General features: G+C 56.2%; 9 protein-coding genes. All 9 read left to right on the top strand.

Annotation, left to right across the window (positions count from 1 at the left end; genetic code table 11):
- Positions 1-766 precede the first annotated feature (766 nt).
- Complete coding sequence (locus ACLQ7H_RS07965) at positions 767-2,203, top strand: sensor histidine kinase (RefSeq protein WP_411752198.1); 1,437 nt, start codon at positions 767-769, stop codon at positions 2,201-2,203.
- A gap of 3 nt (positions 2,204-2,206) precedes the next feature.
- The gene (qseG, locus tag ACLQ7H_RS07960) at positions 2,207-3,088 is read left to right on the top strand and encodes a two-component system QseEF-associated lipoprotein QseG (RefSeq protein WP_411752197.1); all 882 of its coding nucleotides are present in this window, start codon (positions 2,207-2,209) and stop codon (positions 3,086-3,088) included.
- Positions 3,085-4,425: a two-component system response regulator GlrR gene (gene glrR, locus ACLQ7H_RS07955; protein ID WP_021178888.1), complete on the top strand. Its 1,341-nt coding sequence runs from the start codon at positions 3,085-3,087 to the stop codon at positions 4,423-4,425. The genes qseG and glrR overlap by 4 nt, the downstream gene beginning before the upstream one ends.
- 99 nt (positions 4,426-4,524) lie before the next feature.
- Positions 4,525-6,147, top strand: a complete 1,623-nt coding sequence (locus tag ACLQ7H_RS07950) for an NAD+ synthase (protein WP_411752196.1) — start codon at positions 4,525-4,527, stop codon at positions 6,145-6,147.
- A 13-nt stretch (positions 6,148-6,160) separates the two neighbouring features.
- Positions 6,161-6,499 carry a nitrogen regulatory protein P-II gene (gene glnB, locus ACLQ7H_RS07945; RefSeq protein ID WP_004847623.1) on the top strand — a complete coding sequence of 113 codons (339 nt, stop codon included), beginning with the start codon at positions 6,161-6,163 and terminating at the stop codon, positions 6,497-6,499.
- Positions 6,500-6,682: 183 nt separating this feature from the next.
- Entirely contained in the window at positions 6,683-7,606 is a 924-nt protein-coding gene (locus ACLQ7H_RS07940; RefSeq protein ID WP_021178886.1) for a LysR substrate-binding domain-containing protein, read from the top strand.
- Between the two features lie 111 nt (positions 7,607-7,717).
- Entirely contained in the window at positions 7,718-9,181 is a 1,464-nt protein-coding gene (locus ACLQ7H_RS07935; protein WP_411752195.1) for a gamma-aminobutyraldehyde dehydrogenase, read from the top strand.
- A 72-nt stretch (positions 9,182-9,253) separates the two neighbouring features.
- On the top strand, positions 9,254-10,405 hold the full coding sequence (gene ydcS / locus ACLQ7H_RS07930) for a putative ABC transporter substrate-binding protein YdcS (RefSeq protein WP_411752194.1): 1,152 nt from the start codon (positions 9,254-9,256) through the stop codon (positions 10,403-10,405).
- A gap of 290 nt (positions 10,406-10,695) precedes the next feature.
- Positions 10,696-10,840, top strand: a 145-nt coding sequence (locus tag ACLQ7H_RS07925; protein WP_411752199.1) for an ATP-binding cassette domain-containing protein, incomplete at its 3' end; no start/stop codon positions are given.

Below are 10,840 nucleotides of genomic sequence, written 5' to 3'. Positions count from 1 at the left end.
CTTTTTATGATTGGCCCCGTCTAGTACGGAACAGCGCCTCATAAGCCTCCGAATGATGCCTAAGAAATGGTGCCTATCGTCCAACCAAACCGATAACAGACGCGCAAGCGACTTTATCAAGCATCGGGCGACACGTGGAGTGAGGCACCGCCTAGTATCCAACTGTGATGAAGTGTTCATCAATCCCGGATACTTTTTGGATGCTATTCGTCCCAATCAGATGCCAGCCTAGTGCTACATCACCTGGGGACGAGGAGTAAGTGCATCCACATATTCCTTGCGATGGGGCATCATGCCCCAGCGTCAAAAGCAAAACCGCAATGCCTTCGTTATTTCCCTCGATACGTTCTCAAACCACATCAGTTTCCTCTTTTGGGGATAACGCTTTATTGGCGATCCAGCCACTATTTTCCCCTCACCCCAACCCTCTCCCACAGGGCGAGGGAGCTGTCCGGAGCGCTTGGTTGGCCCGTACAGCTTCGGAAAGTGGAGAAGAAAGGGATTACGCAGAAAAATCGGCGAACTCGATCGGTCCCCTCTGGGCGAGGGAGCTGTCCGGAGCGCTTGGTTGGCCCGTACAACTTCGGAAAGTGGAGATTAAGGGTTTACGCATAAAAATCGGCGAACTCGATCGGTCCCCTCTCCTTTTGGGAGAGGGTTAGGGTGAGGGGGCCTGTTTTTGCTTAATTGAACGCCATTAATCCTCTGCCGGGCTTTTCTCTCCCCGGATAGTCGGTTAGCATCGGGGCAGACTAGAGATAATGAGATGATTTCTTTGAAAAGATGGCGTCTATTCCCGCGCTCGTTGCGCCAATTGGTCGTAATGGCGTTCCTGCTGGTGCTGTTACCGTTGCTGGTATTGGCTTATCAGGCCTACCAGAGCCTGGATCATCTCAGCGCGCAGGCGGCGGATATCAACCGTACGACGCTGGTCGATGCCCGCCGCAGTGAGGCAATGACCAGCGTGGCGCTGGAAATGGAGCGTAGCTATCGCCAGTATTGTGTACTGGTCGATCCCACTCTGGAGCGGCTGTACCAGAACCAGCGTAAACAGTATTCACAAATGCTGGATGCCCACGCCCCGATCCTGCCGGACGAACGTTACTACCAGACACTACGTAAACTGCTGACGCAGCTTGCTACCATCAAGTGCCAGAGCAGCGGGCCGGACAAGGAGGCTTCACTGCTGTTAGAGTCCTTTTCACATTCCAACGCCGAAATGGTCCAGGCCACCCGCACCGTGATCTTTTCCCGTGGGCAGCAACTGCAGCAGGCGATCGCCGAGCGCGGCCAATACTTTGGCTGGCAGGCGCTGTTGCTGTTCCTGGTCAGCGTGCTGTTGGTGGTACTGTTTACCCGCATGATTATCGGGCCTGTCAAGGCCGTTGAGCGTATGATTAACCGCCTGGGGGAAGGGCGGCCCATCGGTATGACGGCGTCCTTTAAAGGCCCGCGTGAACTGCGTTCTTTGGCTCAGCGCATTATCTGGTTGAGCGAGCGCCTGGCCTGGCTGGAATCGCAGCGCCATGAGTTCCTGCGCCATATCTCCCATGAGCTGAAAACGCCGCTGGCCAGCATGCGTGAAGGCACCGAGCTGTTGGCCGATGGTGTGGCAGGCCCGCTCACCTCCGATCAGAAAGAGGTGGTGGCGATCCTCGATCAGAGCAGCCGCCATCTGCAATTGCTGATTGAGCAACTGCTGGATTACAACCGCAAACTGGCAGATGGCCCGTCGGAACATGAAAACGTCGAGCTGGAAGAACTGGTGGATATGGTGGTCGCCGCCCACAGTTTGCCAGCACGTGCCAAGATGATCCGTACGGAAGTCAAACTTGAGGCGGAAATCTGCTGGGCAGAGCCTACGCTATTAATGCGCGTACTGGATAATCTCTACTCCAATGCGGTGCACTACGGCAAGGAATCCGGTAACATTTGGATCCGCAGCCGCCAGGTCGGCCAACAGGTACAGATTGACGTTGCCAATACCGGCAGCGCGATCCCGCAAGCGGAACGAACCATGATTTTTGAGCCTTTTTTCCAGGGGAGTCACCAGAGAAAAGGGGCCGTTAAAGGAAGTGGACTGGGGCTGAGTATTGCACAGGACTGCATTCGCCGAATGCGTGGCGAATTGACATTGGTGGATCTCGCCGATGCCGACGTCTGCTTCCGTATTGAATTGCCATTAACCGCCGAGAATGAATAAATAATGTACACAGGGTCTAATCGCGCTTATCAATCGCAGACCGAAGGTTCACCGCGTGTTTCTCTACGCGCACCGCTCGGCAAACATTCGCTTTCTTTTTTGGGCACGATCCTTTTTGCCCCGTTTCTGCTGATCGGCTGTGTCGATCGTGCCATCAGTAGCGGCCCGGCTCAGCAGCAACAGGAAGCGATCCCAGATACCAAGGTCGTGGATTACCGCATTGCGCCTTGCGATACGCTATGGCAGCTTGACGAAAAAGAAGCCTTGGAAAACTCACTCTTTTGGCTGCGGGCGATGGACTGTGCCGATCGTATCGGCTCCACGCAGGCCAGAGCGTTGGCGAAAACCCTGCCGGGTAACAATTGGCAGAACGTGTTCAAGCAAAGCATTTTGCTGGGCAGCGCTGAACCGAGCTCGAACGAGCGCCGCCAGATCGTCGATCGTCTGAACAGCTATCGCCTCGAGTTCCCTAACTCGCTGCGTCCATTGCTGCAATTGTGGCGTCAGCAGCAGGCGCTGCAAATTTCCCTGTTTGACGAGCGGGCGCGTTACCAGCACCTGCAGGAAAGTTCAGACAGTCAGATCGATTCGCTACGCCAGAACCAGATCCATCTGCAGAGCCAGTTGCAGGAGACCTCCCGCAAACTGGAGAACCTGACCGATATCGAACGCCAGCTCTCGTCACGTAAGCAACTGCAGGGGGAAATCCCTGAAAGCAGCGTGGCGCAGCCTAAAGCGGATGCCTCAGGCAAGCCCGCAGCGCCCGCCAAAGTGGCCGAACCCGCAGATCCCGCCCCGGTGACTGAAACCGGTACCGCTTTGCCGGTAGAGCCGGAAGAGACCTACACGCCGCCCGCGGCTAACAAGGAGTCCCCAGCGCAATGACAGCTCGCAAACCGGCCAATCTTTTGTTGGTTGACGACGATCCCAGCCTGCTTAAGCTGCTGGGAATGCGCCTCACCAGCGAAGGTTTTCACGTAACCACGGCGGAAAGCGGCCAAGAGGCTTTGCGCCTGCTGGCCCGCGAAAAGATCGACCTGGTGATCAGCGATCTGCGGATGGATGAAATGGACGGCATGGCGCTGTTTGCCGAGATCCAGAAATACCAACCGGGGATGCCGGTGATTATCCTGACCGCACACGGCTCTATCCCGGATGCGGTGGCGGCGACCCAGCAGGGGGTGTTCAGCTTCCTGACCAAGCCGGTCGATCGCGATGCGTTGTACAAGGCGATCGATGAAGCGCTGTCGCTATCGTCGATCCCTGCCGGTGATGACAGCTGGCGTGAGGATTTTGTCACCCGTAGCCCCATTATGCTACGGCTGCTTGAACAGGCGAAGATGGTCGCCCAGTCGGACGTCAGCGTGCTGATCAACGGCCAGAGTGGCACCGGTAAAGAGGTGCTGGCACAAGCCATCCACGCAGCCAGCCCACGGGCCAAGAAAGCCTTTATCGCCATCAACTGCGGCGCGTTGCCGGAGCAACTGCTGGAGTCGGAACTGTTTGGCCATGCCAAGGGGGCGTTCACCGGTGCCGTCAGCAGCCGTGAAGGTTTGTTCCAGGCGGCAGAGGGGGGCACGCTGTTCCTGGATGAGATTGGTGATATGCCGCTCTCGCTACAGGTGAAATTGCTACGTGTGTTACAGGAACGCAAGGTGCGCCCATTGGGCAGCAACCGCGATCTGGATATTGACGTACGCATCATTTCCGCCACCCATCGCGATCTGCCTAAAGCGATGGTAAAAAACGAGTTCCGTGAAGATCTCTATTACCGTCTGAACGTGGTTAACCTGAAAATACCGGCACTCAACGAGCGGGCTGAAGATATCCCGTTGCTGGCCAACCATCTGCTACGTGCTTCGGCACTGCGTCACAAACCTTTTGTACGCAGCTTCTCCTCCGATGCCATGAAACGCCTGATGACCGCCAGTTGGCCCGGCAACGTGCGCCAGTTGGTGAACGTGATCGAGCAGTGTGTGGCATTGACCACGGCGCCGGTGATCAGTGAAGCGCTGGTCGAGCAGGCGCTGGAAGGGGAAAACACGGCGTTGCCGACCTTTGTCGAGGCGCGCAACCAGTTTGAATTACACTATCTACGTAAACTGTTGCAGATCACCAAGGGTAACGTCACCCAGGCCGCGCGCATGGCGGGCCGTAACCGTACTGAGTTCTATAAATTGTTGTCGCGCCATGAACTGGATGCCAACGATTTCAAAGAATGATGTTTTCTTTTCTGAACCTGCATGCGCAGGTTCTCAACAAAGTAGCCGGAATGATTTACACTCCGTTTTCTTTGTTGTGGCATGGCAGACCATAGAGATATGAGCAGATCACTTTCCATTGCGTTAGCCCAGCTTAATTTGCTGGTGGGCGATATTGAAGGCAACAGCGAGCGCATGTTGCAAACCGTGCAGGAGCAGCAGAAGGCGGGAGCCGATCTGGTCATGTTCAGCGAACTGGCGCTGTCCGGCTATCCGCCGGAAGACCTGCTGTACCGTGATGATTTCTACCAGCGCTGCGATATTCAGCTTAACCGCTTGCAACAGGCCTCCGCCGATGTGGCGATCCTGGTCGGCCATCCGTGGCGTGAAGACGGCAAGCTGTATAACGCGCTATCCCTGTTCTCAGAAGGAGCTTTGCAGGCTCGTTACTTCAAGCAGCAGTTGCCTAACTACGGCGTATTCGATGAGAAGCGCTATTTCCATGCGGGCGATAAAAACTGCGTGGTGGAGCTGAAAGGTTATCGCCTGGGGTTGCTGATCTGTGAAGACCTCTGGTTCCCGGAACCGGTCGATGCGGCGAAAGCGGCGGGGGCAGAGATCCTGCTGTCGATCAATGCTTCCCCGTATAACCGTGAAAAACCGTATATCCGCAAAACCCTGATGTCGGGCCACTGCCAGCGTACCGGTCTGCCGTTGGTCTATCTCAATCAGATCGGCGGGCAGGATGAGCTGATTTTCGACGGCTGTTCAAAAGTCTTTGATGCCGCAGGCAATATGACTCATCGCCTGGCGGCTTTCGCCGAGCAGGTGACTCTGCTTGAGTTCAAAGGCCTTGAAGTGGTGCCGATGACGGCTCCGGCGGCGGAGTTACCACAGCTGGCGCAGGTGTATGAAGCGCTGGTGCTGGCCGTACGCGACTATGTGACCAAGAACGGTTTCAAAGGTGCGGTGCTGGGCCTGTCCGGCGGGATCGACTCGGCGCTGACCCTGGCGATCGCCGTTGATGCGTTGGGCAAAGACAAGGTTCAGGCCTTGATGATGCCGTTCCGCTATACGGCAGATATCAGCATCGCCGATGCCAAGGAAGAGGCCGAAATCCTCGGCATCGAATTTGACATCGTCTCGATCGAACCGATGTTCGACGCCTTTATGGGCCAGCTCGCCCCGATGTTTGCCGATACGGCACGCGATACCACCGAAGAAAACCTGCAGGCCCGCTGCCGTGGTGTGGTGCTGATGGCGTTGTCTAACAAACGCGGCAGTATTGTGTTAACCACGGGTAACAAAAGCGAAGTGGCTGTCGGTTATTGCACGCTGTATGGTGATATGGCTGGTGGCTTCGACGTATTGAAAGATGTGCCGAAAACCCTGGTGTTCAAGCTTTCCGAATACCGTAATACCGTCTCCTACGTGATCCCTCAGCGGGTGATCGATCGTCCACCGTCTGCCGAGCTGGCACCGGATCAGCTCGATCAGGACAGCCTGCCGCCGTATGACATTCTGGATGCTATTCTGGAAGGCTATGTCGAGCGCGATAAATCGGTCGCCGATCTGGTGGCTGAAGGCTTTGAAGAAGTCGTGGTGCGCAAGGTGATCCGCCTGGTGGACATCAATGAGTACAAACGCCGTCAGGCCGCCGTCGGGCCGCGCATTACCGCCCGTAACTTTGGCAAAGACCGCCGCTACCCGATCACCTCCGGCTTTGGCCGTAAAAATTGGTAATTAAGGACTAAAAATGAAAAAAATTGACGCGATTATCAAGCCCTTCAAACTGGATGACGTGCGTGAAGCACTGGCCGAAGTTGGCATCACCGGCATGACGGTGACCGAAGTGAAAGGCTTTGGTCGCCAGAAGGGCCATACCGAACTGTACCGTGGTGCCGAGTATATGGTCGACTTCCTGCCAAAGGTTAAAATCGAGATCGTGGTAGCTGACGATATCGTGGATACCTGTGTGGAAACCATCATGCAGACGGCGCAGACCGGTAAAATTGGTGACGGTAAGATCTTTGTCTTCGACGTGGCCCGTGTGGTGCGTATCCGTACCGGCGAGCAGGACGAAGAAGCGATTTAATCGCCGATAGAGTCAGGTTTTGTCCTTCCAGGGCGCAGCTTAGCTGCGCCTTGTTGTTTTTGTGCACTCCCTCTCCCTTTGCGTTCTAAAAAAGCGAACGCTATCGCGTTTTTCACACTTTTCCTGATGGCTTACCGGTGAGCATCTACACTCAAACCAACTGTTTTGTTTGAGGTTGCTACCATGATGACGTTACGCCAAATCCGCCATTTTATTGCCGTGGCCGAAACCGGGTCGATCTCGGCGGCGGCGCAGGCGGTGTTTGTGTCACAGTCTTCGCTCACGCTGGCGATCCAACAGTTGGAAACCGACATTGGTGTACGGCTGTTCGAGCGCCACGCCAAGGGAATGAACCTGACCCACCAGGGGCACCAGTTCCTACGTCAGTCGTACCTGATCCTGGCAACGGTCGATAATGCCAAACGCAGCCTGCAGCTAGGTACCGAGAGCCTGAGTGGCAAACTGACCATCGGCGTTACCAGCCTGGTGGCGGGGTATTTCCTGGTAGAACTGCTCAAGCGCTTCAAGTCTGCCTATCCCAACGTGACCATCCAGGTGATTGAGGACGAACGGCCCTATATCGAGCATTTGCTGGTGAGCGGTGAAATCGATATCGGGGTGCTGATCCTGTCGAACATTGAAGACCGCGATGCCTTACAGACCGAAGTGCTGATGCATTCTCCGTATCGCTTGTGGCTGCCGCCGCTACACCCGCTGCTGGAGCACGAAAGCATTGGTTTGGCAGACGTGGCCAAACAGCCGCTGATCCAACTCAACGTTGATGAAATGGACGTTCATGCCCGGCGCATCTGGGGACGAGCGGGTCTGAAGCCGGAGATCGCCATGAAAACCGCTTCCACCGAAGCGGTGCGCAGCCTGGTGGCGGCAGGCATGGGCATTGCCATCCTGCCGGATATGGCTTACCGCGCCTGGTCGCTGGAGGGCAATATGATTGAAGCGCGCAAGCTGGTGGATTTGCTGGAACCGTTGGATATCGGCCTGGCCTGGCGGCGTGGCAGTGCGCGGCCTGAATTGGTGACGCCATTTCTCACCATTGCGCGTGAGAACAGTAAAACCAATATGACCGGCCTCAAGCCTTCGATTTAATCGAACGCTGCCTTCAGTATTTAGAATTTGTTGTCCGCAGTGCGCTCGCTTAGTCTGATTAAAACTAAATTATCACATTTGGTTAACGTTTTGGTCACATAAGGCAGCGCAATGGCAGAGCTAAAGCAGGTTTCAGGTTTGTCCTGTCGGCAATTCATTAACGGCGAGTCGGTCGAAGGTGAAGGCCATCAGGAAACTATTGTTAATCCTGCCAACGGTGAAACGCTGGTTTCCATTGCCGAGGCAACGCCAACCCAAGTCGGTAACGCAGTTGCCGCCGCGCAGCAGGCATTTTCCCACTGGTCACGTACCACTCCCGCTTTCCGAGCAGCAATCCTGCTGCGCATTGCCGATGCCATTGAACGGCAGGCAGAACATCTGGCACGCCTTGAAGCACTGAACTGCGGCAAACCTTTCCATCAGGCACTGAACGACGATCTCCCCGCAGCCATTGACGTATTTCGCTTCTTTGCCGGGGCCGTGCGCACCCAGCAAGGCCAGTTGGCCGGTGAATATGTTGAGGGCCATACCTCAATGATCCGGCGTGACCCGATCGGCGTGGTGGCCTCCATCGCGCCATGGAACTATCCGTTGATGATGGCGGCCTGGAAGATTGCTCCGGCGCTGGCCGCAGGCAATACCGTCGTATTCAAGCCCTCCGAACATACGCCATTGACCATCCTCGCCTTGGTGCCCGCGTTGCAGGAAATCCTGCCGCCAGGCGTGTTGAACATTGTCTACGGCGGTGGCGAAGGCGTAGGCAGCCATCTGGTTGGTCATCCGCAGGTTCGTTTGGTGTCGGTTACCGGCGATATCGTTACCGGGCAAAAAATCCTGCAGGCGGCGGTCAAAAGCGTCAAGCGCACCCATCTGGAACTGGGCGGTAAAGCCCCGGTGATCGTCTGTGACGATGCCGATCTGGATGAGGTCGTCAGCAGTATCCGCACCTTCGGTTACTACAATGCCGGGCAGGATTGCACCGCGGCCTGCCGTATTTACGCCCAGGCAGGCATCTATCCGAAGCTGGTGGAAGCCTTGGGGGAAGCGGTCGCCAGCCTGCGTTTTGCCCGCAAGCGTGACGAAGATAATGAAATCGGCCCGCTGATCAGCAGCCGCCAGCGTGACCGGGTAGCCAGCTTTGTCGAACGGGCTCTCAGCCAGCCACATATCGAATTGATTACCGGTGCGGCGGCACACTCCGGCCCCGGCTTTTACTACCAGCCCACGCTATTGGCTGGCTGCCTGCAAACCGATGAAATCGTCCAGCGTGAAGTGTTTGGCCCGGTGGTCAGCGTGACGCGTTTCGACACTCTGGAGCAGGCGGTGACCTGGGCCAATGACTCCGAATACGGTCTGGCCTCCTCGGTGTGGACACAGAATATCGATCGCGCGCTGCATATCGCGGCGCATCTGCAATATGGCAGCACGTGGATCAACACCCACTTTACGCTGGCGAGCGAAATGCCCCACGGCGGCTTAAAGCGCTCCGGCTACGGCAAAGATCTCTCCAGCGATTCATTACAGGATTACAGCGTTGTCCGGCACGTGATGGCGAAGTTCAAGGCTTCCTTCTAGCCACACGGCCGATAAAAAATCGGCGGCAACCGTTCCTTGCCGCATATCTAATGCAACACAGGGGTAATTACGATGGGAAAAACACACGCAATCACCACAGTCACCGCGCTCTGTATGACGATCCTCTGCGGTATGGCTCAGGCCGCCGATACGCCGCAGCAGTTGGGCAAAGGGGAAGGGCGGTTGGACATCATCGCCTGGCCCGGTTACATCGAACGTGGTCAGTCCGACAAGAATTACGACTGGGTGACCCAGTTTGAGAAACAAACCGGCTGTGCGGTGAATGTGAAAACCGCCGCGACCTCTGATGAAATGGTCAGCCTGATGGCGAAAGGCGGTTACGATCTGGTCACCGCTTCTGGCGATGCCTCGCTGCGCCTGATCTTCGGCAAACGCGTGCAGCCAATCAATACTGCGCTGATCCCTAACTGGAAGAATATCGACCCACGCCTGTTGAACGGCCCTTGGTACAACGTGGCGGGCAACACCTACGGTACGCCGTATCAGTGGGGGCCAAACCTGCTGATGTATAACACCAAAACTTTCCCGACGCCGCCAGACAGCTGGGCCGTAGTGTTCCAGCAACAAAACCTGCCGGATGGCAAGACCAATCAGGGCCGGGTGCAGGCTTACGACGGTCCAATCTATATCGCCGATGCGGCACTGTTCCTGAAGGCGACTCAACCCCAGCTCGGTATCACAGACCCTTACCAACTGAACGAAGAGCAGTATCAGGCGGCGTTGAAACTGCTGCGCAGCCAGCACGCGCTGATCCACCGCTACTGGCATGACACCTCGGTACAGATGAGTGATTTCAAAAACGAAGGCGTGGTGGCTTCCAGCGCCTGGCCATACCAGGCCAACGCCCTGAAAGGCGAAGGCCAGCCTATCGCTACCGTATTCCCGAAAGAAGGGGTTACCGGTTGGGCAGATACCACCATGTTGCACGCCGAGGCTAAGCATCCAAGCTGCGCCTACCAGTGGATGAACTGGTCGCTGGAGCCGAAAGTGCAAGGTGACGTCGCCGCCTGGTTTGGTTCGTTACCGGCAGTTCCAGCAGGTTGCAAAGCCAGCACCTTACTCGGTGACAAAGGGTGCGAAACCAACGGCTTCAACCAGTTCGACAAAATTGCCTTCTGGAAAACGCCACAGGCAGAGGGCGGCAAGTTCGTCCCTTATAGCCGCTGGACACAGGACTACATCGCCATTATGGGCGGTAGATAACCCTCATTGTTCTCACCTACGAGCGCCAGACGGCTCCCTCTCCCTTTGAGAGTGTTGGGGTGAACAACTGGACTACATCGCCATTATGGGCGGTAGATAACCATCATTGTTCTCACCTACGAGCACCAGACGGCTCCCTCTCTCTTTGGGAGGGTTGGGGTGAACAACTGGACTACATCGCCATTATGGGCGGTAGATAACCCTCATTGTTCTCACCTGCGAGCGCCAGACGGCTCCCTCTCCCTTTGGGAGAGGGTTGGGGTGAGGGGCAACATTTTGGAGCGTACATCATGACCATTGCTGTGAAATTTATCGATGTCTCGCGCATTTTCGGCGATGTTCGCGCCGTAGATCGGGTTTCTGTTGAAATACAGGACGGCGAGTTTTTCTCCATGCTTGGGCCTTCTGGCTCGGGTAAAACCACCTGCCTGCGGT

Source organism: Serratia sp. (in: enterobacteria) (genome assembly GCF_046715635.1).
Classification (GTDB): Bacteria; Pseudomonadota; Gammaproteobacteria; order Enterobacterales; family Enterobacteriaceae; genus Chania.
The sequence above is the reverse complement of the archived record's forward strand: the minus strand, read 5'-3'. Positions and strand labels throughout refer to the sequence as shown.

Bases quoted from the DNA above. Each gene is read 5' to 3' on its own strand.
- ACLQ7H_RS07965 (WP_411752198.1), top strand. From the start codon at position 767: ATGATTTCTTTGAAAAGATGGCGTCTATTCCCGCGCTCGTTGCGCCAA.
- qseG (WP_411752197.1), top strand. From the start codon at position 2,207: ATGTACACAGGGTCTAATCGCGCTTATCAATCGCAGACCGAAGGTTCA.
- glrR (WP_021178888.1), top strand. From the start codon at position 3,085: ATGACAGCTCGCAAACCGGCCAATCTTTTGTTGGTTGACGACGATCCC.
- ACLQ7H_RS07950 (WP_411752196.1), top strand. From the start codon at position 4,525: ATGAGCAGATCACTTTCCATTGCGTTAGCCCAGCTTAATTTGCTGGTG.
- glnB (WP_004847623.1), top strand. From the start codon at position 6,161: ATGAAAAAAATTGACGCGATTATCAAGCCCTTCAAACTGGATGACGTG.
- ACLQ7H_RS07940 (WP_021178886.1), top strand. From the start codon at position 6,683: ATGATGACGTTACGCCAAATCCGCCATTTTATTGCCGTGGCCGAAACC.
- ACLQ7H_RS07935 (WP_411752195.1), top strand. From the start codon at position 7,718: ATGGCAGAGCTAAAGCAGGTTTCAGGTTTGTCCTGTCGGCAATTCATT.
- ydcS (WP_411752194.1), top strand. From the start codon at position 9,254: ATGGGAAAAACACACGCAATCACCACAGTCACCGCGCTCTGTATGACG.